The organism is Brevundimonas sp. TWP1-3 (genome assembly GCF_049896085.1).
In the GTDB taxonomy this organism is placed as follows: domain Bacteria; phylum Pseudomonadota; class Alphaproteobacteria; order Caulobacterales; family Caulobacteraceae; genus Brevundimonas.
Window position 1 is genome coordinate 47,114 of sequence record NZ_JAFCTP010000003.1, and the last position, 24,885, is coordinate 71,998.

Here is a 24,885-nt window from a genome sequence, read left to right on the forward strand (position 1 = left end):
TCGAGACGATGCGGCGACGGTTGATCCGCCTACTGATCTAGAAGGTCGTCAGAAGGCGGTCTGGACGCGGACGGTGGCGGTGTTGCCGCTGTCGTCGCCGATGAAGGTCCCGGTGCGGTTATCGACCGACCAGGCGCTCCAGTGGGCGGAAACGCGGGTGTTGTTCGTGGGGTACCAGTTGACGCCCAGCAACCAGGTGTCGGCTTCGCCGCCGGTCGGGTTGTCGCTGTAGTCGGCGGTGTCGTAGCGGCCGACGATCTCGACCGCGCCGTAGCCGTCGGTCCCCAGCGGGTTCAGCACCTTGGGTCGGCCCCAGGTTCCGGTGCGGGGCGAAAGCGGCGGTTTCTCGCCCGTGATGAAGAAGCCGGCGGAGAGGCTGTAGGCGTCCTGATCGAAGTCGCGCGCGGCGGTCTCGACGACGCGCTTGCCGCCTTCGGCCATCAGCCAGCCCGAGCGATGCACGCCGCCCAGTTCCAGACCGAGGCCCTTGCTGCCCTTGGGATCGGCGATCGTTCCGCCCGACAGACGCAGATTGTCGTTGCTGCGCGACGAGACGACCAGGCTGCGCGAGGCGACCGAGGCGTTCGGCGTCAGGTCCTCGACGAAGCCCCAGCCGCCGAGATGCAGGAAGCCGGCGTCGGTCTTGAACGGCGACCAGTGGGTGCGGCCCATCAGGGTGACGCTGTCATTGGCTGTGCCGGTGCTGATGGCGTCGCCGGTCACCGAGAGCGAAGCGTGCCAGACGCTGCCGGTCAGTTTGGAGGTCACGCCGACCCCATAGGCGCCGCGTTCCGGACCGATGGTCGAGACCATCAGGCTGCGTTCCAGGAAGGGAACCACGTCTTCCGCCGTCCCGCCCTCGACGCCGCGGTCGTTCAGGCGCTGGCCGGCCGAGACCTCCAGGTCGCGGCCGCCGATCTTGGTGTTATAGGCGACGAAGGCGTTGGCGACGCTGACGGCGTTGTCGGCGAGGTCGGCTTCGATCCAGTAGGTGAAGCCGCCGGCGATCTTGCCCTGGCCGCCCAGGCGCAGGCCGCGCAACTCGGTCGTGGTGAGGTTGCGACCATCGAAGTCCGAGCCGAATGTGTTGGACAGGTCGGCCGTGATGCGGATGCGCGGCTTGAAGCTGAAGGCGCCGTCAGGGCTGCGCAGTTCAGGGAGGCCCGTGGCCCAATCGACAGGCGCGGGAGCCGGCGCGGCCGTCGCGGCGGCGGTTTGAACCGGACGCGGCGCGACGGCGGCCGGGGATCCTGCGACGGCGGGTGCGGTCTGAACCGGAGCCGCCGTCCGCGACTGGGCCTCAAGCTGTTCGAGGCGGGCGGACAGGGCCTGCACCTGAGCGCGCAGAGCGGCGATCTCGTCGGCGGACGGCGCCGACTGGGCGAAGGCGGAGGTGGCGAGCGCGGCAAGGCCGACACCCGCCGCGAAAGAGCGGTGAATGTGCATGATCTACCTGAAATTCGCGATTGCGGGATTGGTCAGCGCTGCATGGCGTTGCGCGCCGAGGGCAGACGGCGCTCTGACGCCGCCTACCCTCTTGAAGACGCCTTAGTCGGCGGTGATGAGCGCCTTGTCGCCGGGTCCGGCGGCCGGATCGGGCTGAGCCGCGATCGGACGGGGCGCGCCGTTCAAAGCGTCTCGCAGCGCGTCGCGGTCCAGATCGCCTTCCCACCGGGCCACGACGATGGTGGCCACCGCATTGCCGATGAAGTTGGTCAGGGCCCGGCATTCGCTCATGAAGCGGTCGATGCCGAGGATCAGCGCCATGCCCGCGACAGGCACGGCCGGCACGACCGACAGGGTGGCCGCCAGGGTGATGAAGCCGGCGCCGGTGATGCCCGCCGCGCCCTTGGAGCTGAGCATGGCGACCAGCAGCAGCACGATCTGGTCCTGAAGGCTGAGGTCGATGTTCAGGGCCTGTGCGATGAACAGCGCCGCCATCGTCATATAGATGTTGGTGCCGTCCAGATTGAACGAATAACCCGTCGGCACGACCAGGCCGACCACGGACTTGGAGGCGCCAGCCCGCTCCATCTTCTGCAGCAGGCTCGGCAAGGCCGCCTCGGACGAGGAAGTGCCCAGCACCAGCAACAGCTCTTCCTTCAGATAGCGGATCAGCTTCAGGATGTTGAAGCCGTTGGCCCAACCGACAAGGCCCAACACCCCGACGACGAAGATGGCGGCGGTCGCATAGAAGGTGGCGACCAGCGCGGCCAGGTTGGCGATCGAGCCGATGCCGTATTTTCCGATGGTGAAGGCGAAGGCCCCGAATGCGCCGATCGGCGCAGCCTTCATCAGGATGGCGACCAGCTTGAAGAAGGCCGTGCTGATCGATTCCAGGAAGTTCAGGACAGGCTTGCCGACATCGCCGATCATGGCCAGCGCAAGGCCGAACAGCACAGAGACGAACAGCACCTGCAGGATGTTGCCTTCGGAGAAGGCGCTGACGAACGTGTCTGGGATGATGCTGGTCAGGAAGCCGACGATGGTCGTCTCGTGCGCCTGTTCGGAATATTTGGAGACCGCGCTCGCATCCAGGCTGGCCGGATCGATGTTCAGCCCGTTGCCCGGCTGAACCAGGTTGGCCACGATCATGCCGATGATCAGTGCGAGCGTCGAGAAGGTCAGGAAGTAGGCGAAGGCTTTGGCGGCGACCCGGCCGACCCGGCCGATGTCGCGCATCCCGGCGATGCCAGTGACGATGGTCAGGAAGATCACCGGCGCGATGATCATCTTCACCAGCTTGATGAAGGCGTCGCCCAGCGGCTTCAGACTCTCGCCGAACGCGGGGAAGAAATGCCCAATGAGGCCGCCGGCGAAAATGGCGAGGAGAACCTGGAAGTAGAGATGCCGATAGAAGGGCTTGCGGACCACGGGCGCGGCCTCTGACGATATCTGGATCACGATAGGCTCCTGATGGGCGAGAACGCGATCTCGCGGTTTCCTCGATGGGCGCGGTCTTCGCCACGCTCCGTTCGACCCACAATCCGTGATTTCGACCACAGGCAGAAACCGAGACCCGAACTTTATCAATACGTTGTTTTAGTTGATTTTTTTCTGCATCGGCTTTCGCAACACCTGGTGCTGGTGCGGTTTTTCGCGCAAGGGACTAGCGAGTTAGTGCGATAATCCGCACAGTGGCGCGATGACGACATCCGCTTCCATCGATGCCTGCGTAAACCAGACCCGACGAACTTGGCTGGCGCTCGCTGTCGGGTGGATGCTGATCACAGCCGTCATCGCATTCGGCGCCGGCGAGGCCGCCCGCGGCGACGCCACGGCAGAACTGGCTCGCCAGGCCGATGCTGCGGCCGCGCTCCATGCCGCCGTCCTGCGCAGCGAGCTGGAAAAACATCGCTCCTTGCCTGTCGCCCTGGCCGGAGATCCCGACATCGCCGATCTGCTGACCGCCGGGCCGGATACTGCGGGCAATGGCGTCAGCAAGAAACTTGAAGGTCTGGCGAGCCAGACACGCGCCGCCGCCATCTACGTCATCGGGGTCGATGGCCGAACGCGAGCCGCCAGCAACTGGCGTCTGCCCACCAGCTTCGTCGGTGCGGACTACAGCTTCAGGCCCTATTTCATCAATGCGATGCGCGATGGCCAGGCCGAGTTTTTCGCCCTGGGCACGGTGTCGCGTCGCCCCGGTCTTTATCTTGCGCGCCGTGTGGACGGACCTGACGCCCGCCCCCTGGGCGTTGTGGTCGTCAAGGTCGAGTTCAACGCCCTGGAGGCCGAATGGCGCGCGTCGGGCGAACCGGCCTTCGTCGTCGGTCCCGGAGGCGTCGTCCTGATCACGAGCGTGCCGGACTGGCGGTTTCGGACAACCAAGGCGCTGGATGCGCATCGCCGACGCCTGACGCTGACGGACCAGACGCTTCAGCCCCAGGCTCTCCGCCCCCTCCCCTTCAGCCCTCCGCCAGGCGATCGTCCGCGTCTGGTCCAGACGTCCGTCGATGGCCCCAGGCAGACCTGGATGCACGCCGCAGTCGCTACAGAGACCCCCGGCTGGACCCTGCATCTGCTGTCTCCGACGCGCGGCGCCATCGAGACTGCGGTCACGACCGCCCGCGCGTTTGCAGTGCTTGTGCTTGTCCTTCTAGGCGGCGTGATCGTGCTTCTCTTGCGCCGTCGCCAGCTGGCCTTGGTGCGCGGCCGCGCCGATGAACTCGCCCGGTTGGAGCTGGAACGGCGGATCGACGAAAGCACTCGCGAACTGCGCGACGCCAACGCAGCCCTGAACCGCCAGATCGAGGAGCGCCGCCGCGCCGAGACCGCTCGCGAACTGCTTCGCGACGAACTGGTCCAGGCCAGCAAGCTGGCGGCCTTGGGCCAGATCGTGGCCAGCGTGGCGCATGAGATCAACCAGCCGGTCGCGGCCATCCAGACCCAGGCCGAAACCGCCGGCGTCCTGCTGGACCGCGACGAGCCGCAAAAGGCGCGCGGCGCCCTGGCGCGTATCGGCGACCTGACCCAGCGCATCGGCGCCATCACCGAAGGGCTACGGATCTTCTCCAGAAAGTCGGACCCCAAGATCGGCGTGGTCCGGCTGGAAGACGCCATTCACGGCGCCCTGTTGCTGATCAGAGGTCGGCTGGACGAGGGCGGCGTCGAACTGATCCGCGAGGGCGAGGCCGACGTCACCGTACGCGCCGACCGTTTCAGGCTGGAACAGGTGATCGTCAACCTGGTCAAGAACGCCGCCGAGGCGCTGGAAGGCCGCGACCGGCCACGGCTGATGCTGAAGGTCACGCGCGAGGGCGACCGTGTTCGCCTTATCATTTCCGACAACGGCCCCGGCGTGCCGCCCGCCGTGCGCGCCCAGCTGTTCACCCCCTTCGTCACCACCCGCGCCAATGGCCTGGGCCTTGGCCTGGTTATCTGTCGGGATCTGATCGCCGGTTTCGGCGGTGAGCTTGACCTGATCGACGAGGGCGAAGGCGCGACCTTCGTCGCCACGCTGAGGATCGCCTGATGGAGTTCGCCCGCCCCAACGCCGTCGCCCTGATCGAGGACGACGCCGACTTCCGCCAGGCCCTGGTCGAGCGCCTGACGCTGGAAGGCTATGACGTGCGCGCCTTCGCCGGCGCCGAGCCAGCGCTGAGGGGGATCGACGCCGACTTCCCCGGCGTCGTCGTCACCGACCTGCGGATGCCCGGCCTGGACGGCCGCCAGCTGCTCAGTCGCCTGCAGGCGCTGGACCCCGCCCTGCCGGTCATCATGATCACCGGCCACGGCGACATCACCGACGCCGTGGCGGCCATGAAAGACGGCGCCTATGATTTCGTCGCCAAACCCTTCCCGTTCGAACGCCTTCAGGACAGCCTGAACCGGGCGCTTGAGAAACGCGGCCTGGTGCTGGAGAACCGCCGCCTGCTGGCCATGGCCTCGGATGGCGGGCAGGAGCTGCCGCTGGCCGGGTCATCTCGCGCGATCACCGCCCTTCGCGCCACCATCGCCCAGATCGCCGACGCCAGAATGGACGTGCTGATCGAGGGCGAGACCGGAACCGGCAAGGAGGCGGTCGCGCGCGCCCTTCACAACGGCGGCCGACGCCGGCTGGCCGCCTTCGTCGCGGTCAACTGCGGCGCCCTGCCCGATGGATTGATCGAAAGCGAACTTTTCGGCCATGAGCTGGGCGCCTTCGCCGGCGCCCTGCGTCGCCGCGTCGGCCATGTGGAGCGGGCGCATAACGGCTCCCTGTTCCTGGACGAGGTCGAGAGCATGCCCTTAGCCGTCCAGGTCAAGATGCTGCGGGTGCTGGAGGAACGCGAGGTGCACCCCATCGGCGCCAACGAACCCCGCGCCCTGGACCTGCGGATTCTGGCCTCTTCGAAGATAGACCTGGGCGAGGCGGCGCGCACGGGCGCCTTTCGCGAAGACCTGTATTACCGGCTGAACGTGGTGCGGCTGCGTGTGCCGCCCTTGCGCGAACGGCGCGAGGACATCCCCCTGCTCTTCGCCCACTTCCTGCGCCGCGCGGCCGATCGCCACGGGATCGAACCGCCTGCCGTCGGCGACAATGTTCGGCGTCTGCTGGTCGAGGCCGACTGGCCCGGCAACATCCGCGAACTGGCCCACTTCGCAGAACGCGTCGCCCTGTCGCTGGATGACGCGTCGCGTCCTCACGAGCAGGGCCTTAGCTTGCCGGAACGAATGAACCGCTTCGAAGCGGAACTGCTGCGCGACGCCCTTAACGCCCATCGCGGCGACATCGGCGCCGTCCTCAATGAACTCCAGGTTCCCAGAAAGACCCTTTACGACAAGCTCCAGCGACATGGATTGAAACCCGCCGCCTTCCGGTGAAGCTGCGCTATCGCGGACGATCAGCCGAAGTGTCGCGTCGCTGTGAAATCTCGCTTCCGGCCCAACGGTCCCACATCTGGAAATAGAGACCGTAGTTGCCGTTGAAACGCTTGTGATGGGCGTCGTGGTGGGTGGCTGTGATGAACCAGCTTAGGGGCGCGCGGCTCAGCCAGGACGCGGGCCAGACCTCGCGGCCGGCGTGGTTCAACACGGCCGTGGCGGTCATCAGGGTCAGTAGGGCCAGCGCCACGCCCCAATGGATCGGCACGAACAGGGCCAGCGTCGGCAGGAACCAGGCGGTGGCGACGGCCTCGGCCGGATCGAAGGCGAAGGAGGCGAAGGCGCTGGGGTCGCGCGACCGATGGTGCTCGGCATGGGCCCAGGGGAAGACGCGCGGGTGGTGCAGCCCCCGATGGACCCAATAGTAGAAGGCGTCGTGGGCCAGCATATAGACGACGAAGCTGACCGGCAGCCACCACAGCGGCCAGGCGTGAATATCGCCATAGATCGCCGTCCCGCCCCGCTTCCAAAGCTCCAGCACCAGGGCGGCCGGCAGGGCGTAGATCGGGCAGGAAATCAGTGAGGCGACGATTTCCGCGCGGATGCGTTTTCCGGACGGCGCCTTGTGGTTCAGCTGGCGCCCCCGCCCCGGCCCGGCCCACAACAGCCAGTGGGTCGCAACGCCGACCAGCAGATAGCGCAAGCCGATGATCAGGCTGAGCGCGAGGGTCGTGACGAGCAGGTCCATCAACATGGGCGCACAGACGGCCAAACATATGTCCGGGTCAAGTCGTGGCGGGCGCTGTTCAAACCGCCTATGATGCGATCATGGCCTTGCCGGTGATGATCCTGCTGTTCCTTGTGACCGTCTTCGGGATGGAGGTCTTCGCCTGGGCCATGCATCGCTACGTCATGCACGGCCTGCTGTGGGACTGGCACCGCAGCCACCACGAACCGCACGACGATGTTCTGGAAAAGAACGACCTGTTCGCCGTGGTGTTCGCGGCGCCGGCGATCGTCCTGATCGCGCTGGGCCTGCACGTCTGGGCCTGGGCACTGCCGATCGGCCTGGGCGTGACGGCCTATGGGATGATCTATTTCTACTTCCACGACGGCCTGGTGCATCGGCGATTCCCGACCGGCGTCGAAGGCCGGTCAGGCTTCTGGACGCGGCGCATCCAGGCCCACCGCCTGCACCACGCGGTGCGGACGAAAGAAGGCTGCGTCTCGTTCGGCTTTCTGTGGGTGCGGTCGGCGCGGGCGCTGAAGGCCGAACTGACCCAGAAGCGCGGCTCTTCGACCAATAGCGTCTGAGCCAGCCGGTTTTCTTGAGTCTCTCCTGACCGGGAAACACGGCGACGGCGGCTTGCATCCGACGCGGTCGTGATGCCGTATGCGATCACAACGGTTCGGATCGTCGTCGCAACGCGACGGTCGGCGACACCAGGAGACCTGTATGGCGATCGTCGGCGCGAGGCCCCAGCCGCCTGTGGCATGCGAACCTTGCGCGCCCGACGACCTGCGTCTGCGGGTCCAGTCACGCCTGACCGAACTGGCGCCGTCGTCAGACAGCCTGCTGTCGCTGGCGGCGCGCGAGGCCTTGCTGGGACAGGGCAAACGGGTCCGACCGGTCCTGGCCATGCTGGCCGCGGCCCAAGTGGGCGGGCGTCCCGACGATGCGCTGGATTACGGCTGTGCGCTGGAGATGGTGCATGCCGCGTCTCTGGTGCTGGACGACCTGCCCTGTATGGACGATGCGGTCCTGCGGCGAGGGCAGCCAACGCTGCATCGCCGCCATGGCGAGGATGCGGCCGTGCTGGCGGCGGTGGCCCTGCTCAACCAGTCCACCCGCTTGATCCTGCAAAGCCGGCTGCCGGCCGAAACGCGGGTGGCCACCCTGGACCTTTTGACGCAGGCCGTCGGTTTCGACGGTCTGGCCGAGGGGCAGATGCGCGACCTGCGCGACGACGCGAGTGAGCGGGACGCCGTGGCCCTGCGTCAGATCAACGACCTGAAGACCGGCGCCCTGTTCGTGGCGACGGTGCGCGGCGGCGGCCTGCTGGGCGGGGGCGACGCCGACGACCTGGCCCGGCTGTCGGCCTTCGGCGAGTCGGTGGGTTTCGCCTTCCAGCTCTATGACGATCTGCTGGACGCCTGTTCGACCACCAGCGCCGTCGGCAAGGACGTGGGACAGGATCAGGACACGACCACCTTCGTCGATCTGTGGGGCGAAGGGCGCGTCCGCGCGGCGGTGCGCCAGTCCCTGTCCAGGGCGGCCGAGGCGGTCGGGCATGACAGCCCCCTGACCCTCTATGTCCTCGATCTCTTCCAGCAGGCCGATCTTGGGATCTAGCGTCGCGCCGGCGCTGGTCCTGGACGGAATAGAGGCCGGCTATGACGGACGGTCGGTGCTGCGGGATTTCAGCCTGACCCTGAATGCGGGTGAGGTCTATGCCCTGCTGGGCGCGAACGGCGCGGGCAAGTCGACGGTGGCGCGCGTCGCCTGCGGCCTGCTGCCCGTGCGCCGGGGGCGCGTGGCGGTGGGCGACGGAACTCAGGCGCGCGCGCGCATCGGCCTGGCCCCCCAGGACAGCGCCCTGTTTCCCGCCCTGTCGCCGCGCGAGAATGTCGAGGTGACGGCGCGGCTTTGCGGGGTCGCGCGCGACGACCGCCGCGCGGCGGTGGACCGCGCCCTCGACCTGACCGGCTGCGGCCCGCGCGCGGATCAGTCGGTGCGCACCCTGTCCGGCGGCTGGCGACGCCGCGCGAACCTGAGCGCCGCCCTGGTCGGACAGCCCCGATTGCTGATTGCGGACGAGCCGACGGAAGGGGTGGACGCCGGCACGCGCGGCGTCCTGTCCGCCGCCCTGCGCGAGACGGTCAAGGCGGGCGCCGGCTGCCTGCTGATCAGCCACGACGCGGTCTTCGTGTCCGATACGGCGGACCGGATCGGCGTGTTGGCGCAGGGTCGGCTGTTGGCGGAAGGGCCGCCGAACGCCTTGTTGCACCAAGCCTTCGGCGCGGCGCGGCTGCTCAGCGTCCGCCTGACGCGGCCGGCCTCGGACGCCGCCGCCCAATGGTTCGCCCAGGCCGGATTGACCCAGGCCGACGACAGGCTGGAATGGCGTCGCCTCTGCGACGATGCGCTCGCCGTCGCCCAGATGCTGGCCGCCGTGGTCGATGGCGAGGGGGGCGAGGTCGCGGTTCGCCGGCCGGGGCTGGACGATCTGGTCGCGCATCTGTCGGGGGCGTCGTCATGATGGCCGTGGCGGGCGCCTGGGCCAGGGGTTTCTGGCGCGACCGGGCCGGGGTGGTGCTGACGCTGCTGTTGCCGCCCCTGGTCTATCTGCTGTTCGCCGCCATCTTCGGCGCGGGCGCGCGGGGCGAGATCGACACGGCCGTGGTGATGCACGATGCGGCGCGCACCCCGGCGACGGCGGCGATGCACGACGCCCTGGCGCGCGACATGGGCGCCCGGCTGCGCACGGTCGAGGATGCGGGTGAGCTGGCGCGTGCGGTGATCGACGGTCGCGCGGACGCCGGCATCCTGATCCGCCCCTCGGTCGGACGCCCGCCCCAGGTCGTCGTGGTGTCCGCTGCCGGTCGCGACGTGGCGGCGGCGGCGCTTCAGGCGCGGCTGGAGCCGATGGCGGCGGCCCTGTCCGGCCAGGTCGCGCCGCCCACCACGCGCGTCGCGACGGTGCAGGTCGGTCCGACCGGCGATGTCCAGGCCGCCTATTACGCCGGGGCGGTCAGCGTGATGTTCGTCTTTTTCGCCGCCATGCACGGGGCCATGGGCGGACTGGACGAGCGCCGTTCGGGGCTTCAGGCGCGACTGGCGCTGGCGAGGGGCGGCTTGGCGCCGATCCTGGCCGGGCGGGCGGGATGGCTGACGGTCGTGGGGGTAATGCAGTCGGCCGCCGTCTTCGTCGCGGCCTGGACCAAGCTGCCTGACCTCGCGCCATGGCAGGCGGCGGCGGCGGCCGTGACGGCGGTTCTGGTCGGGTCTTCGGCGGCGGGCCTGGCCCTGGCGCTGACGGCGGCCTGTCGATCGCGCGAACAGGCCCAGCCCCTGACCACCTTCGTCGTCCTGCTGCTGGCGGCGCTGGGCGGGTCGATGGCGCCGCGCTTCCTGATGCCCGAGGCCTTCCGCGCCCTGGGCTGGATCACCCCGCACGCTTGGGCCATCGAGGCCTATCAGGCCGTGATCTGGCGGGCCGAGTTCACGCCGGGCGTAATCGCCGGCTGGGCGGTTCTGGCGGCCCTAGGCGCGGCGGGGCTGGGCGTATCGCTCGTTCTGGAACGGCGGCGCGCGGCGCGCTGAACGCTCAGACGTGGGTCCAAAGGGCTGGACGCGGCGGCGGTTCGCGCCAGGCGTCCAGCGTCTTGCACCAAAGGGCGATCAAACCGCCGCGTCCCAGCAGCATCAGCTTGCCCGCCTTGTCGACCGAGGTCCGACCGTCCCAGGCCGCCGGCCCGGCGCGCGAGACATGGCGACCGATCGACCGATAGACGCCGCGCGCCGTGGCGATGGCCCAGGCCGAACGCGGATTCAGATCGCGAAGGCCCCACCGGGCCGAGGCGTAGAAGGGTTCGGCCGCCGCGACCAGGCGCTGGGCGGTGCGGGCGACGGCGGCGCGGTGCTGGGGCTGATCGACCTGATCGCGCGGCACCCCGGCCTCGTCCAGCCAGGCGCCCGGCAGATAGACCCGCCCGCCCTTCGCATCCTCGACCACGTCGCGCGCGATGTTCGTCAGCTGAAACGCCAGCCCCAGGTCCTGGGCGCGGCGCAAAGTGGGCGCGTCCTCGACCCCCATGATCCGGGCCATCATCACCCCGACCACGCCCGCCACGTGATACGCATAGTCCAGCGTGTCCTCCAGCGTGTCGTAACGCCGTGCGACCACGTCCATCTCGAACCCGCGCAACAGGTCCATCGCCTCCTCGGCCGGGATGGAATGACGATCCGCCACGCGCTGGAAGGCGGTGAAGACCGGGTCGGTCTGCGGCTCGCCGGCCAGAGCCGCCGCCGTGCGGGCGCGCAGTTCGACCAGCTTTTCGCTGGCCAGAACCGGATCGATGCCGACCGCGCCGTGACCCAGGACCTGGCCGTCGATCTCGTCGTCGCAGTGTCGGCACCACGAATACAGCATCCAGGCGTCGTCGCGGATCGCCGCCGGAAACAGGCGCGCGGCGGCGGCAAAGCTCTTGGAGCCCTGCTCCATCGCCTGACGGCTGTGGTCCAGGACGGCGTCGGTCATGCCGGCAGCCTCGCGCCTTCGATCATCAGGGCGGCCGTGGCCTTGGCCGAGCCGACCACGCCGGGCACGCCCGCGCCGGGATGGGTGCCGGCGCCCACGAAATACAGGTTGGGGATCTGGTCGTCGCGATTATGAACCCGGAACCAGGCGCTCTGGGTCAGGATCGGCTCCAGCGAGAAGGCCGAGCCTTGGTGCGCGTTCAGCTGGTCGCGGAAATCGACCGGCGTGAAGATGCGGCAGGTATCGAGGTCCGCCGTCAGGCCGGGGATGTAGCGCTCTTCCAGATAGGCCAGAATCCGGTCGCGATAGCGCGGCCCCTCGACTTCCCAATCGATATCCGCCGACGCCAGGTGCGGCACGGGCGCCAGCACATAGAAGGCGTCGCAGCCCTCGGGCGCCAGCGACGGATCGGTCCGCGTCGGCGCGTGCAGATACAGCGAGAAGTCGTCGGGCAGGTCCGGCCCCTTGAAGATTTCGGCGATCAGCTCGCGATAGCGCGGGCCGAACAGCACCGTGTGGTGGCGGACCTCCGGGTGAACCCGCTTCAGGCCGAAATAGATGACGAACAGCGACATGGAATGGCGCCGCGACGCCAGCTTGGCGCCCTCCTTGCGACCGCGCGGCTCCTGGCCCAGCAGGCGCTGATAGGTGTGAACCACGTCGGCGTTCGAGGCGACCATGTCGAAGGCCAGGGCCTCGCCGCCCAAGACCACCCCGGTCGCGCGACCGTTCGCCATGGTGATCCGTTCGACCGGACTGTTCAACCGCACCTCGCCGCCCAGGTCCTCAAGCAGGCGCACCATGGCCTGGATCAAGGCGCCGGTGCCGCCGCGCGGGAACCACACGCCCCAGCGCCGCTCCAGCGCATGGATCAGCGCATAGATCGACGAGGTCGCGAACGGATTGCCGCCGACCAGCAGGGAGTGGAAGCTGAACGCCTGGCGCAGGTGCTCGTCCTGAATGAAGCTGGCCACCTTGTCATAGACCGACCGCCAGGCCTGAAGCCGCATCAGTTCGGGCGCCGCCTTGATCATGCTGGCGAAGTCCAGGAACGGCACGGCCCCCAGCTTCAGATAGCCTTCCTTCAGCAGATCCTCGGAATAGCCCAGGAACTTGCGATAGCCCTCCTTGTCGGCCGGATTGCGCGCCACGATCTGGCGATCCAGCTCGTCCTGATCGTTGACGTAGTCGAACACGTCGCCGTCTTCCCAGCACAGCCGATAGAAGGGCGCGACCGGCAGCAGTTCGACATAGTCCGACAGCTTGCGCCCGCTGGCCTCGAACAGCTCCTCCAGCGCCGACGGATCGGTGATGACGGTGGGACCGGCGTCGAAGGTGTAGCCCTTGTCCTTGAAGACATAGGCCCGGCCGCCCGCCAGATCGCGCGCCTCGAACACCGTGGTCTGAATGCCCGCCGACTGCAGCCGTATGGCCAGCGACAGCCCCCCGAAGCCCGATCCGATCACTGCAGCCCGCATCACGCACGTCCTTTTTCGACCAGACAGGTCAGTGCGGCGCCCAGGGGCACCGGGGGTTTTCCGCTCAGGATCCGCGCCTTGTCGGCGAAGGTGGATCCGGCGGCGTAGAAGCGTTCGATCAAGGGTTGAGGCAGACGATAGAACCGCTCCAGCACCCTGTATCGTTCTTCGGGGCGCGCCGCGCGAAACAACATCCGATTCAGCAACCGATAAAAACCTCGCCCGGCCCATACGTCCTGCGCATGGCGTCGGATGTCGGCGGCCAGGCTCGCACCCTGGAAATCTTTCGCCCAGAGGTCCGCCAGATGATCGGCCAGACGCACCGCGTCCGGCAGGGAATAACCGGTCGTCGGATGAAACAGTCCGGCACGCAGGCCGCTCAACGCCGTCGGCCCCATGCGGGTCAGGTGCGCGGCGATGTCGCCGTCCAGGGCCACGGGCAGGACGCCGTCCTCCTCCCTCAGGACCGTCTCGATGACCCACCCCTGCTGTGCGGCATAGTCGCGCACGCCTTGCCGGAATACATCGCGATCCAGCTCGGCGCCGTCGGTATAGCGGGTGTCCTCGATCAACAGGGTCCGGTCGTCGAACGGCAGGGTGTAGAGGAAGCGATAGCCTCCCGCCTGATCGACGCGGGCGTCCATGACGATGGGTGCGGTCAGGCCGTGCGGCGCCGCCAGTCGAACCTCCTGCCCGACGAACTTCTGGAAGCCCAGCGCCAGGTCCGGCGTGGCGACCGGCCCTCGCCCGTCGATGACCGCCCTCGCCTTCAGCCGACGACCGTCGGCCAGCACCGCCTCGGTCTCGGACACCGACACGACCGGCGCCCCCAGCATGATGCGGCCGGGCAAGGCCGCGCTGACCACCGCCGCGAACCGTTCGGCCGTCACGCTGCGGTATCCGGTGGAGAGATTGCGCTCGAACTGCGGAAACCGAACTGCATAGCCGGGCCAGCGATGCACGACCAAGGGGTCGATCCAGCCGTGCTGCGCCGCCGTCAGATCACCTTCGAAGAAGGACCAGGTATGCACGCCGCCCAGTGTCTCGGCCGCCTCGACGATGCGGACATCCAGGTCGGGCCGAAGCTGCGACAGGCGCAGCGCCAACAGACCGTTGGCGAGGCCGCCGCCGATCAGAAGGAGGTCAGCCCCGGAGGTGTCAAAGGCGTCGGCCTGCATTCCCGACAGGTGGCACGCGACGACGGATGCGGCAAGCGAACAGGATGCTTACCCGCGCACAGTGCGCTAGTGTCGCGCCATGTCCGCCGTCTCCCCTGCGCCTCGGATCGTCCCGAACCAGACCCTGATCGGTCTGACGCTCGCCGGGATGATCGCGTCGGCCTGGCTGGCTCTGCATATCTACGGCGTCTATTTCCACCGCTGGACGGCGTGGAGCCTTCTGATCGTCCCGCTGATCGTGGCGATCCAGACCTGGCTGTCCGTGGGCCTGTTCATCGTCGCGCACGACGCCATGCACGGCTCGCTGGCGCCAGGCCGGCCCAGGCTGAACGTCGCGGTCGGCAGCCTGGTCCTGGGCCTTTACGCCGGTTTCCGGTTCACGCCGCTGAAGACCGCCCATCACGGCCATCACGCCGCGCCCGGCACGCCGGACGATCCCGACTTCCATGCCGACGCCCCGCGCGCCTTTCTTCCGTGGTTCTACGGCTTCTTCCGCACCTATTTCGGCTGGCGCGAGCTGGCCGTTCTGACCCTGCTGGTCCTGATCGCCGTCTTCGCCTTGGGCGCGCACGTCCCGAACCTTCTGGTCTTCTGGGCCGCCCCCGCCCTGCTCTCGGCGCTCCAGCTCTTCACCTTCGGCACCTGGCTGCCCCACCGCCACGCCGACGACGCCTTCCCCGACCACCACAACGCCCGCAGCAGCCCGTTCGGCCCCGTCCTGTCCCTGCTGACCTGCTTCCACTTCGGCCGCCACCACGAACACCATCTGACCCCGTGGAAGCCCTGGTGGCGATTGTTCAGCTAGATAAAGAGAGCGGGTCCGTCGCCTCAGCGTCAGAAATCGTAAACGGAGCAACCGCCTGGATCATGTCTCAGGTCGCCAATCCAGGATTCTCTTGAGAGGATGGCGGTGCTGTCAGTCTAACGCTAACCTGTCTCCACTTCGAACCCCTAAGAGTCTGATCGGAGATCGCATTTCGTGAAGCCGCTATCGTTCAAGCGCCATCGCTTCCCATCGAAGGTGATCCGGCAGGCCGTGTGGCTCTACTTTCGCTTCAGCCTCAGCCTTCGCGACGTTGAAGAGCTAATGGCCGCGCGCGGAATCGACGTCAGCTATGAGACGATCAGGTGCTGGACGATCAAGTTCGGACCTCAGATCGCACGACGGCTGAAGAAGCTTCGCCCTCTCCCCTCTCCCCTCTCCCCTCTCCCCTCTCCCCTCTCCCCCTCTCCCCGCTGGTGCCTCGACGAGCTTGTTTGCTTGATCGGTGGAAAGCGCATGTTTCTCTGGCGCGCCGTGGATGACGAGGGCGAAGTGCTGGACGTCATCGTTCAGCCACGACGGGATACCAATGCGGCCTTAAAACTGCTCCGGCGTCTGCTGCGAAACCAGCCTGTTGAGCCAGAAAAGATCGTGACCGATGGCCTCGCATCATACCAAGCGACTTTGAGCCAGCTTGGCCTGCGCCATCTGCATTCCCCAGGCCGATTGCGAGAGAACTATCGGGCGGACAACTCTCATCTGCCCATCGGCCGGCGAGAGCGGCAACAGCAGCTGTTCAAGTCCCAGGCTTCAGCGCAGCACTTCCTCACCACCCACGCCGCGATCTACAATACACTCTACACCCAGAGACATCTCATCAGCCAACCAACCCTGCGCCTTTTCCGCGCCTGGGCGGATGCGGCGTGGGCGGATGCGGCGTGGGCCGTCGCTGTCGCCTGAGATGTCGTCGGGTTGGGCAAGTTGCGGGCCGCCTCGATTAAGCTGACAGCACTGCGAACACCATCTCCTTTTTGATCCGTTCAGCCTGCGCCCCCGTCAGGCGCATACCACGTGAGAACTCCGCCCGACCGGGCCCGCGCGAGCCGAAGGTGGCAAAGCGGACGTCTTCAGGCTGGAGCATGGTGCGCGGATTGCCGTCGCGTCCCGTATACCACATCTCGGTCCAGCCGGCCGGCGCGATATGGTCGTCCATCCAGCAGTTCAGGAAGGTCGCAGCCCCGACGAAGCGGGGGTCGCCATACCGCCCATCCGGGAAGGCGCTGGAGGGCCGCCACGGCCGTCCTAAAAAGACGGAATGTCGGGCGACGCCATCATCTCTGGTCAGGCGGCACTCGTGGAAGACGAAGCCGTAAGCCTGTTCGATCGGCGTGCTTGGCGCGACGATATAGCCTTCGACCGGATCGGCGGGCCGCAAGCGTGAGCGAATTTCGCAGCGTTCGAACCAGGCCCGCCCGCCTCCGAAGATGAAATCATAACTGCCTGTGATCAGGCACCGATCGAACAGCGTCGCGCCTGCATCGGGGAACAGGGTGTCCTGATAGCTGAGAATATCGCAGTTGCGGACGACGGCGCGGTCCGACCCCTTGTCCATCATCAGGGCCACGGCCTGCGGCCCTGCCCCATTGTGCGAATGCAGGCCGTTCGGCTTGGTCATCTCGGCCAGACCGTCGAAGGCGTTGTTGATCGTCAAAGTCTCGGCGTGGAAATCGGGCGCCCGCACAAACAGGGTCGGTGTGCGGAACGTGCCCCACATCCGGCCATCCGGCGCCGCCAGTCCCGAGGCCGCCAGGTGGTTGATCACCGACCCCGCCCGATCCTCGCCGATCAAATGGATGAAGGGTTTGTCGACGACGACCTGCTCGGTCCAGATTCCGCGGGTCACCAGAATACGGAACGGCTTTCGTCCGTCAGCCGGCGCGGCGGCGATGGCGGCGGACAGGCTGGGATAGACGGGCGCCTCGAATTGACGGTCGCCGGGGCCGGCCCAGATGACCGCGTCGAATGCTGTCGCAGCCGACCATGATGGCGTCGACGCTATCATGGGCAGGACGGCGCCAGCAGCCAACAGGTTGCGACGTGAGACCAGCGGGATCATGGCGGCTCCGAATTGAAAAAGAGGGCGCCGGCCGGCGTACCGCCCAGCGCCCAGTCTCCCGGGGGGAGTTGGGAGTGTCTTAGAAGGTGTAGCGGACGCCGAAGTTGTACTGTCGTCCCGTGTGCGAATAGACGTAGATGCTGTCGCGGCGGCTGTCGGTGTACTGCTCGTTGAAGGCGTCGGTCAGGTTCAACCCTTCGAACGTCACCTTGATGCGATCGGTCAGGGCGTAGGAGGCCGAGGCGTCCACCGTCACGATCTCGCGCACCCCGTCGATATCATTGGTGCTGGTGCCGCTGGGCACCGCCGTCAGATAGCGATCGCGATAGGCGGCCGACACACGGGCGCTGAACCGGTCGTCCTCATAATAGAGGGTGGCGTTGTAGGCGGTCTTCGACAGGCCGAGCAGGTCGTTTTCGACGAAGCCCGACGGAGACCGCGACGAGATGTAGCTGATCTTCGAATCCACCAGGGTGACGTTGAAGATGGCGCCGAGATTGTCGAACGGCCCAGGCAGGAAGGTGAACGGCTGCTGATAGCTGATCTCGATCCCCTTCAGCGGCCCGCCCTCCGTATTGACCGGCTGGCTGAACAGGAAGACATCGCTGGGCGACACGCCCAGGCCGTTGAGCAAGTCCGGCGACAGGCCTGACTGATTGAACGGCTGCGAGATCCGCGAGGTCTGGATGTAGCTTTCGATGTCCTTGTAGAAGAGCCCAACGGACAGCAGAGCGTCCGGGGCGAAATACCATTCGGCCGACAGGTCGTAGGTCGTGGCGCGAATGGGATCCAGATACGGATTGCCCGAACTGACGCTGAACACGCCGACCGTGCTCAGGCTTCCGCCCGGCGTTACGCTGCCGAGATTGGGACGCGTCATGACCTTGGCCGCACCGAAGCGCAGCAGGAAGTCCGGCGTGACCTCGGCCGTCAGGTTCAGTGCCGGCAGCACGTCGTCATAGTCGCGATCGACCGTCGTCTGCTGGGCGGCGCCGGCGACCAGCTGATAGCCGGTCGAGCTCTGCTTCGTCTTCACATAACGAACGCCGATGTCGCCCCGCACCGGAATACCGCCGAGCTCCGTATCGAAGTCCAACTGGAGATAGGCGGCCGAGTCCTTCTCGGTCACATTGCGGATATTGCCCCGTGCATTGGCGTTCGATGCGCCGCTCAGTTCGAACAGACCCGTGCCGCTGTAGATGTTGAACAGGTCCGCGAAGGCGTTGAGGTTCGGTGCGATCCAGTTCGTGACCGTGCCGTCTGGCGCCCCCAGATTGCGTCCGAAGCCGCTGACCAGCTCGGTCAGGCTGGTCAGGGTCACACCTGCGGGCAGTTGGGGCACTACGCCCTCGTTGACCCGCGCCAGAGCCCAGGAATCGAACTCATATTCCTTGTAGTTCACCCCCGCCTTCAGCGTCAGCGACGGCGTCAGGTCAAAGCCTCCGTCGAGCTGCGCCGTCTTGATCGTGTTCGTCACGCCCTGCGGACGCAGGCGGATCTCCGAACGCGCGGCTCCGAAATTATAGGCCAGCGGGTCGGTGACATCGTAGCCGAAGCCGATCAGCGGCGCGTCGCGGTTCTGCCGATAGTCGTAGAAGTAGTTGTCCGAATTCTCGCGATTCAGGATCACCGTCATCTGGATCGGGTTATCGAAGTCGGACGTGGAATAGCCGATCAGACCCTTGACGCGGAACCGGTCGCTAAACGCATGTTCGATGCTCAGCGTGCCTTGGGTGTATTTGGTGTCCAGCTCGTCGTAGCGAGTCTCGGTCTCCACATCGACGTCGTCGAACAGGCCATAGACCATGTCCCCGTTCGCATCGATGACGCCGTCGCGCACGATGATTTCCGGCCGTCCGCCCTGGGACGCGTTACGGGCGAAGGACAGGGCCTCCAGCCAGTTCTCCTGACGCGTCGCCTTGAAGTCGGAATAGAGCAGATCGAGGTTGATCAGCGTTTGTTCCTGCGGGCGGAACTGCACTGAACCGGTCAGGCCGAGACGCTCCTGATCATGGGTGAGCCGTCCGTAGCGCGGGAAGCGCGGCGTATAGACATCGGCCCGCCTTGCATCGGCAAAGGGCGACGCGGGATTGTAACCGCCGGCCTCCGTGCCGTTCAGCCAGCCGCCGGAGCCGTGGCCTTCTTCCAACAACTGACGCTTGGTGTAGGCGACCGACACGAGTGCGCCGAGCCGGCCGTCCATCCAGGTGTTGCTGGCGAGCGCGGCGAACCTTGGGTCCCATTTGCGCGACAGGTCGTTGTAGCCGTACTGGCCCGACAGCACGAGATTGGCGCCGGCATAGTCGAAGGGTCGCCCGGTCTGCAGATCGACCGTCGCGCCCAGCGAACCTTCTTCAGTCTCGGCCGAGGCGGTCTTGCGCACGGTGATGCTGTTGAAAAGCTCGGACGCAAAGACGTTGAAGTCGAACGCGCGGTTACGGTTCGCCCCGCCCGAACTGTCGGTGCCCGACGCCGTGCTCTGGCCCTCGACGCCATTGATGCGGACACGCGTGAACTGCGGTCCCAGGCCCCGCACCGTGATCTGACGGCCTTCGCCGGCGTCGCGCGCGATGGAGACGCCCGGCACCCGTTGGATGGACTCGGCCAGATTGGCGTCGGGGAAGTCGGCCATGTCCTCGGCCTTGATCACATCGACGACGCCGTTTGCCCGACGCTTGGCCGTCAGCGCACTGCCCAACGAGGCACGGAAACCGGTTACCACGATAGTTTCGACTTCGTCGGCCTGGTCTTCGACTTCGCTCCCCTGGGCGGCGGTCTGCGGGGCCACGGTCGCGCCGGCGAGAACGGCCGTACGTCCGTTGTTGGACGCCACGACAAGATTGCTGCCCTGCAAAAGCTGGTTCAGGCCCTGATTGACGGAATAGACGCCCTGCACGGCGGCGGTCCGTTGTCCGGCGACCGCATCCGTCGAAGCCAGAACCTGCAGATCGGCCTGACGTGCAAATGCAGCCACGCCGGTCGAGGCGGGTTGCGCCGGAACATTGAACTGCCTGTCTTGCGCCTGGGCGGCGCCAGCGCCGGCCAGAGTCATCGTGCTGACGGCGATCATCAGCGACGCCCTCGCGCCTTGGTTTCGCGACATGGCCATGCGTCGGCCCTCCCTTTTCTGTTTCCTGGTTCCCGGACCCTTCTGCGAGGGTTCCAAGAGTCTCGATGTCCGGCGATCGACTTTCCGTCGCCGGATCAAAAGATTTATTTCGCCCCGCCCAGCATGATGACGTCATTTCCGACCGTCACCCCTGCACCATGGGCGACGCCGACGGCCTCGGCGAAGCTTTCCGGCTCGTTGGTGCGGAACCAGCCGACGACCGTGCGGCCTTCCAGATCGGGATCGACGATCACGATCTTGCGGCCGTTGTAGCGATTGAACTCGGCGGCCGCAGCGGCGATTGTGTCACCATCCAGAACGATCTGGCCGTCCCGCCACGACAGGGCGCGATCCATCTCCAGCGGACGCTTGACCGGGCTGGAGGCGCCGGCCTGATCGCTGACGAAGACCTGTTCGCCGGCCACGACGCGGCGACGCTGTCCTCCGGCGCCCTTGTCGCTCCAGACCTCCACAACGCCTTCGGTCACCCGAACCTCAGCCCCGCCGGCCTTGCGGCGGACGGAGAAGGCGGTGCCGACCGCCTGAACCCGAATGTCGCCTGCCGCCACGACGAACGGACGCGACCGATCTTTTGCGACCTGGAACCAGGCCTCGCCGCGGTCCAGCGTCACGGCGCGCTCGGCCTTCTGGAAGCGGATATCCAGCGTCGTATCGGTGTTGATCGCCGCCATCGACCCATCCGCCAACGGCACCCGACGGATCTCTCCCACCAAGGTGCGATAACGCTGTCGCGACAAGACCGGCGTCAGCACGACGCCGGCGGCGACCGCCGCCGCCAGGCCAAAACCGCCCAACATGATGCGGCGGTCGAGCTTTGCCGGCGTCTGGCGCGCCTTCGCCTCCGACACAGGATCGACCATCAGGGTCATGACCGCCCGCGCCCGCCACAAGGCGCCCTGACGACGGCTGTCGCCTGCGAGCCAGTCGTTCAATGCGATCTGGTCCCCAGCGCCCAACGCGCCCGCGTCAAGCCGAGCGGCCCACTCGGCGGCGACGGCGTCGATTTCGGTCGAGATTTCCCGGTTCATGCGCGCCGTTCCCCGCTCGACGACGCATGGACTTGGGAATCCGCCTTGGCCAAGCCGGCCAGAACCGCCTTCAGCCCCCGCGCGGCTTCGTTCTCGACCACGTTTTCGGTCACGCCCAGCTGAACCGCGATTTCCTTTTGCGACAGCCCCATGATCCGGCGCATCTCGAAGATGCGCCGGCTGCGTTCCGGCAATGTGGCGACGATCTTCATTACGCGTTCGAGTTCCTTGCGCCCCCCGGCGATACGCTCGGGCGACGGTTCGTCCCACTCGATGCGCAGGGCGTCGATTTCCGTCACGGCGTCTATCCGCACGATCCGGGCGCGCCGCATCTGCTCCAGCACCACGGACCGCGCCGTCTGAAAGAAATAGGCCCGCGGGCTTTCGATCTGTTCGACCGCCTTGAGGTTCGCCAGTCGGCAATAGGCTTCCTGAACGACGTCATCGACATCATTGGACGTGACGAGCGAACGCTTCAGCCAGACGCGCACGTCCTGCTCATGGGGCAGGATTTCGCGCGCCAACCAGCGAACCCGCGCCCGTTCCGATTCCCCGCCGCCTTGCACCTACCGTCGCTCCCCCGTTGGGAGCACGATGCGCGCGGACGAACTTTCCGTCAAAGCGTCGAGGCTGCGGACGCCATTCGGCTCGCTATCTCACCGCGACGCGTCTTTGCCGCAGGGCAGCCGCTTCCTGTGACGACAGCGGCAAAGACCCCATCGCGTCGTTCAGATAGCCGTCCAAAGACCCGGAGAAGGGCCAGTCGGAACCTGGCGCGAAACGCTCGACGCCGATGCTTCTCATGACCTCGACCAGTCGCGCCCGGTTTTCCGGCGACGTATCGGCGTCGAAAACCTGGGCCAGGTCGAAGTAGAGGTTGGGAAATGTGTCAGGCCGGTCCGCCAGGGCGTATCGAAACGCCTCCAGCGCGTCCCAGGTGTTCGCGTCCAGGCCGCCCCAGCCGCCGGAATGGGCGATGACCACAGGGACGTTGCGGGCGCGGGGCAGGACCTGTTCGACGAAGATGCGAACTTCGGGCGCGCCATAGCCCTCTGCCCGGGTGCGCATATGGATCATGATGGTCAGCCGGGCGTCCGATGCGGCCTCGAAGACGGCCGCCAGGCGACGAACGTGGTCGGGATTGCGCAGATCGACATCCGAGTTGGTCAGGTGCAGCTTCAATCCCTGGGCGTAGGGGTCGTCTTTCCACGCCTCGATTTCGGCCAGAGCTTCGGGCGTCAGCGGATTGACCGAGACGAAGGCGACTAGTCGCCCCGGGTGCGCCGCCGCCGTAGCGACGGTGAAGGCGTTGGCGTCGTGAACCCGCGTCGCGGCGTCGGCCAGCGGGGGAACCATCATCGGGCTTTCAGCCAGATAGGCCGTGGACATCATCCAGGCCGTTTGCACCCCCGCTTCGTCCATATCCGCCAGCAGAGCATCGGCTGTCAGCGGTCTGACGAAGGCCGGGTCGCACGCGCCGAGCCGTCCCGGACTGCTGCAATAGGCCGGCAAAATCTCGAGAATAGCCGGCGAATGGACGTGGACGTGATGGTCGGTGTGAACCGGCGTGCGGGTCTGCGCCATCACGGGCGCCGCAAGCAGCGCGGCCGAAACCGCGCTCGCCGCGACGATGCATTTGAAGGTCATGGATAGATTTCTGAAACGCGCCGGTGGAGCTCAGCGCGCGGCGTCGCCCAGCAGCGTCTGTTTCCAGAACAACAGGCTGGTCCAGAAATAGTAGTCCTCGTTTTCCTTCTTGTGGAAACCATGCCCCTCGTTCTGCGCCAGCAGGTGCCAGGCCGTGCCGCCGTTGCCGCGCACGGCGCTGATGATCTGGTCGGCTTCGGACGCCGGGACGCGGGGGTCGTTGCCGCCTGTGGCGACCAGCAGCGGAATGGTGATCTTGTCCACGCTGGTCAGGGGCGAGATAGCCTGCAGTTGCGCGCGCTGCACCGGATCACGCTCATCGCCGTATTCCACGCGCCGCAGGTCGCGGCGATACGACTGGGTGTTTTCCAGGAAGGTGACGAAGTTGGAGATGGCGACGTAGCAGTTCGCCCCCTTCAGCCGGTCGCTGTAATGCACCGCCGTGGCGTAGCACATATAGCCTCCGTACGAGACGCCGGTCACGGCGAACCGCGAGGCGTCCAGGTCCGGATTGACCTCCAGCACGTCGAGGAAGGCGCCGATATCCTTGACCGAATTCTCGCGCTGGAACGGGCCGTTGTCCAGGTTCACGAACCGTGTGCCGTAGCCGGAAGACCCGCGCACGTTGGGGAAGAAGATCGCCACGCCCAGTTCGTTCAGTAGATAGTTCTGAGAGCCCAGGAAATCGGGACGGGTCTGGCCTTCCGGTCCGCCGTGGATGTCGACGATCAGGGGGCGCTTGCCGGGGAATTTGGCCGGATCGGGCTGATAGAGGAAGCCGGACACGGTCTCGCCGTCGAAGCTCTTCACCTCGACCAGCTTGGGCTCGATGTTGATCGCGGGGTCCAGGCCGCCGGTCTCGCTGTGGGTCCATTGGGTGACCGCCAGGGTCGTCGGATCGATGGAGAAGGCGTCGCCCGACACGCGGGCGGAGGACAGGCTCAGCCCGATCGCGCCCCAGGGGGCGATGTCGATGGCGGGGCCGATGGTGTAGGGGATGACGCCCTCCGGCAGGCCCGTGACGACACGGACGGCGCCCGTGGCGACATCCATGACCTTGAGCCGCGAGACGCCCGCCTCGTTCACGGCATAGGCGATGAAGCTGCCGTCCGGCGCCAGTGCGTAATCACTAACGTCCCACCGGGTCTCGGAGCTGACGGGCGCGAAACCGCCCTGTCCGATCCGCCCCAGGCGCAGGAAGTCGCTGTCCTTGTTGGATGTCGCCCAGACCGTGCCGTCGGCCGCATATTTGGGATCGACATAAGAAACCTGCGCCGCCGGATCCGTCAGCGGCGTCATCCGGCCGGACGCCAGGTCCAGTTCATAGACCACGGCGATGTTGATCGACATCCGGTTCAGGACCAGGGCCTTGGCCCCATCCCCGGAGAAGTCGGCGATGTTCCAGCCGCCGCCCGAAACCTGCGCCACCAGACGGTCGGTCGAGGGGTCGGCGGGATCGACGACATACAGGTCCATGTCCGCGCCGTTGCGTCGCGACGAGGCATAGCCGACCCGCTTGCCATCCGGGCTCCAGGCGCCGAACCAGTTGCGGCTCTTGCCGTCGGTGATGCGATTCAGCCGGCCGCCGGACAGGGTGTAGAGCTGATAGAACTCATCCCCGCCATTGTCCTTTTGGACCAGCAGGGTCTGGCCGGAAGGCGACAACGCGCCGCCCACGATCGGCTCCGCCTCGAAGCTGATCTGGGTGCGGGCTCCGTCGGGACCGGCGACGACGTGAAGCTGGTCCGTGGCGCCGAACCGGGTCTTGATCAGCATGGACCGGTCTGCGGCGTTCCACCCCATGAAGGCGGCGCGACGCGCCTGAAGATAGGGCTGGGTCGCAGCGACCAGATCGTCCGGCACCGCCGGCAGGCCATCGGCCACGATCGCAGCCGGCTTGGGCGCTTCGGCGAAGGCGGCGGGCGCTGCAGACAGCGCGAGCGCAAGCGCCAGCGGGAGACGAGAGATCATCATTCGG

Annotated in this window: 20 protein-coding genes; 8 read left to right on the plus strand and 12 right to left on the minus strand. The window is 66.8% G+C overall.

The window, feature by feature from the left end; all coding sequences use genetic code 11:
• Nucleotides 1-48 precede the first annotated feature (48 nt).
• Nucleotides 49-1,446, minus strand: a complete 1,398-nt coding sequence (locus ACP693_RS16650) for an OprO/OprP family phosphate-selective porin (RefSeq protein ID WP_426016576.1) — start codon at nucleotides 1,444-1,446, stop codon at nucleotides 49-51.
• Between the two features lie 102 nt (nucleotides 1,447-1,548).
• A complete protein-coding gene (locus tag ACP693_RS16655; protein ID WP_426019564.1) occupies nucleotides 1,549-2,901 on the minus strand; it encodes a dicarboxylate/amino acid:cation symporter in 1,353 nt (450 codons plus the stop codon).
• Nucleotides 2,902-3,220: 319 nt separating this feature from the next.
• On the opposite strand from ACP693_RS16655, the gene ACP693_RS16660 reads away from it, so the two are divergent.
• Entirely contained in the window at nucleotides 3,221-4,975 is a 1,755-nt protein-coding gene (locus ACP693_RS16660; protein WP_426016575.1) for a sensor histidine kinase, read from the plus strand.
• Complete coding sequence (locus tag ACP693_RS16665) at nucleotides 4,975-6,306, plus strand: sigma-54-dependent transcriptional regulator (RefSeq protein WP_426016573.1); 1,332 nt, start codon at nucleotides 4,975-4,977, stop codon at nucleotides 6,304-6,306. The genes ACP693_RS16660 and ACP693_RS16665 overlap by 1 nt, the downstream gene beginning before the upstream one ends.
• A 7-nt stretch (nucleotides 6,307-6,313) precedes the next feature.
• Here ACP693_RS16665 and ACP693_RS16670 read toward each other — a convergent pair whose 3' ends face one another.
• Nucleotides 6,314-7,054, minus strand: a complete 741-nt coding sequence (locus ACP693_RS16670) for a sterol desaturase family protein (RefSeq protein ID WP_426016572.1) — start codon at nucleotides 7,052-7,054, stop codon at nucleotides 6,314-6,316.
• Nucleotides 7,055-7,098: 44 nt separating this feature from the next.
• Between ACP693_RS16670 and ACP693_RS16675 the strand changes: the two genes are divergently transcribed.
• The 4 genes from ACP693_RS16675 to ACP693_RS16690 all read left to right on the plus strand — a co-directional run bounded on the left by ACP693_RS16675 (nucleotide 7,099) and on the right by ACP693_RS16690 (nucleotide 10,630).
• Complete coding sequence (locus ACP693_RS16675) at nucleotides 7,099-7,620, plus strand: sterol desaturase family protein (protein WP_426050122.1); 522 nt, start codon at nucleotides 7,099-7,101, stop codon at nucleotides 7,618-7,620.
• A 142-nt stretch (nucleotides 7,621-7,762) separates the two neighbouring features.
• A complete protein-coding gene (locus tag ACP693_RS16680) occupies nucleotides 7,763-8,659 on the plus strand; it encodes a polyprenyl synthetase family protein (RefSeq protein WP_426016569.1) in 897 nt (298 codons plus the stop codon).
• A complete protein-coding gene (locus ACP693_RS16685; RefSeq protein WP_426016568.1) occupies nucleotides 8,649-9,566 on the plus strand; it encodes an ABC transporter ATP-binding protein in 918 nt (305 codons plus the stop codon). The genes ACP693_RS16680 and ACP693_RS16685 overlap by 11 nt, the downstream gene beginning before the upstream one ends.
• Nucleotides 9,563-10,630: an ABC transporter permease gene (locus tag ACP693_RS16690; RefSeq protein WP_426016567.1), complete on the plus strand. Its 1,068-nt coding sequence runs from the start codon at nucleotides 9,563-9,565 to the stop codon at nucleotides 10,628-10,630. The genes ACP693_RS16685 and ACP693_RS16690 overlap by 4 nt, the downstream gene beginning before the upstream one ends.
• Before the next feature lie 4 nt (nucleotides 10,631-10,634).
• On the opposite strand, the gene ACP693_RS16695 is transcribed toward ACP693_RS16690, so the two are convergent.
• The 3 genes from ACP693_RS16695 to crtY are packed head-to-tail and all read right to left on the minus strand — an operon-like array spanning nucleotide 10,635 to nucleotide 14,223.
• On the minus strand, nucleotides 10,635-11,567 hold the full coding sequence (locus tag ACP693_RS16695) for a phytoene/squalene synthase family protein (protein ID WP_426016565.1): 933 nt from the start codon (nucleotides 11,565-11,567) through the stop codon (nucleotides 10,635-10,637).
• A complete protein-coding gene (locus tag ACP693_RS16700) occupies nucleotides 11,564-13,045 on the minus strand; it encodes a phytoene desaturase (RefSeq protein WP_426016563.1) in 1,482 nt (493 codons plus the stop codon). Before ACP693_RS16700 ends, ACP693_RS16695 begins: the two co-directional genes overlap by 4 nt.
• Nucleotides 13,045-14,223, minus strand: a complete 1,179-nt coding sequence (crtY, locus tag ACP693_RS16705; RefSeq protein ID WP_426016561.1) for a lycopene beta-cyclase CrtY — start codon at nucleotides 14,221-14,223, stop codon at nucleotides 13,045-13,047. Before crtY ends, ACP693_RS16700 begins: the two co-directional genes overlap by 1 nt.
• 79 nt (nucleotides 14,224-14,302) lie before the next feature.
• On the opposite strand from crtY, the gene ACP693_RS16710 reads away from it, so the two are divergent.
• On the plus strand, nucleotides 14,303-15,028 hold the full coding sequence (locus tag ACP693_RS16710) for a fatty acid desaturase (protein WP_426016559.1): 726 nt from the start codon (nucleotides 14,303-14,305) through the stop codon (nucleotides 15,026-15,028).
• Between the two features lie 174 nt (nucleotides 15,029-15,202).
• Entirely contained in the window at nucleotides 15,203-15,946 is a 744-nt protein-coding gene (locus ACP693_RS16715) for an IS6 family transposase (protein ID WP_426016557.1), read from the plus strand.
• 37 nt (nucleotides 15,947-15,983) lie between these two features.
• Here the strand turns inward: ACP693_RS16715 and ACP693_RS16720 are convergent, their stop codons facing one another.
• The 6 genes from ACP693_RS16720 to ACP693_RS16745 all read right to left on the minus strand — a co-directional run bounded on the left by ACP693_RS16720 (nucleotide 15,984) and on the right by ACP693_RS16745 (nucleotide 24,878).
• Complete coding sequence (locus tag ACP693_RS16720; protein WP_426016555.1) at nucleotides 15,984-17,102, minus strand: pectinesterase family protein; 1,119 nt, start codon at nucleotides 17,100-17,102, stop codon at nucleotides 15,984-15,986.
• 79 nt (nucleotides 17,103-17,181) lie between these two features.
• Nucleotides 17,182-20,211 (minus strand): TonB-dependent receptor, encoded by a 3,030-nt coding sequence (locus tag ACP693_RS16725; RefSeq protein WP_426016554.1) that lies wholly within the window; start codon nucleotides 20,209-20,211, stop codon nucleotides 17,182-17,184.
• 104 nt (nucleotides 20,212-20,315) lie between these two features.
• Entirely contained in the window at nucleotides 20,316-21,260 is a 945-nt protein-coding gene (locus ACP693_RS16730) for a FecR family protein (protein WP_426016552.1), read from the minus strand.
• Nucleotides 21,257-21,784: an RNA polymerase sigma factor gene (locus ACP693_RS16735; RefSeq protein ID WP_426016550.1), complete on the minus strand. Its 528-nt coding sequence runs from the start codon at nucleotides 21,782-21,784 to the stop codon at nucleotides 21,257-21,259. The genes ACP693_RS16730 and ACP693_RS16735 overlap by 4 nt, the downstream gene beginning before the upstream one ends.
• 127 nt (nucleotides 21,785-21,911) lie before the next feature.
• Nucleotides 21,912-22,907 (minus strand): amidohydrolase family protein, encoded by a 996-nt coding sequence (locus tag ACP693_RS16740; RefSeq protein ID WP_426016548.1) that lies wholly within the window; start codon nucleotides 22,905-22,907, stop codon nucleotides 21,912-21,914.
• A 30-nt stretch (nucleotides 22,908-22,937) separates the two neighbouring features.
• The gene (locus ACP693_RS16745) at nucleotides 22,938-24,878 is read right to left on the minus strand and encodes a S9 family peptidase (RefSeq protein WP_426016546.1); all 1,941 of its coding nucleotides are present in this window, start codon (nucleotides 24,876-24,878) and stop codon (nucleotides 22,938-22,940) included.
• Between the last annotated feature and the right edge of the window lie 7 nt (nucleotides 24,879-24,885).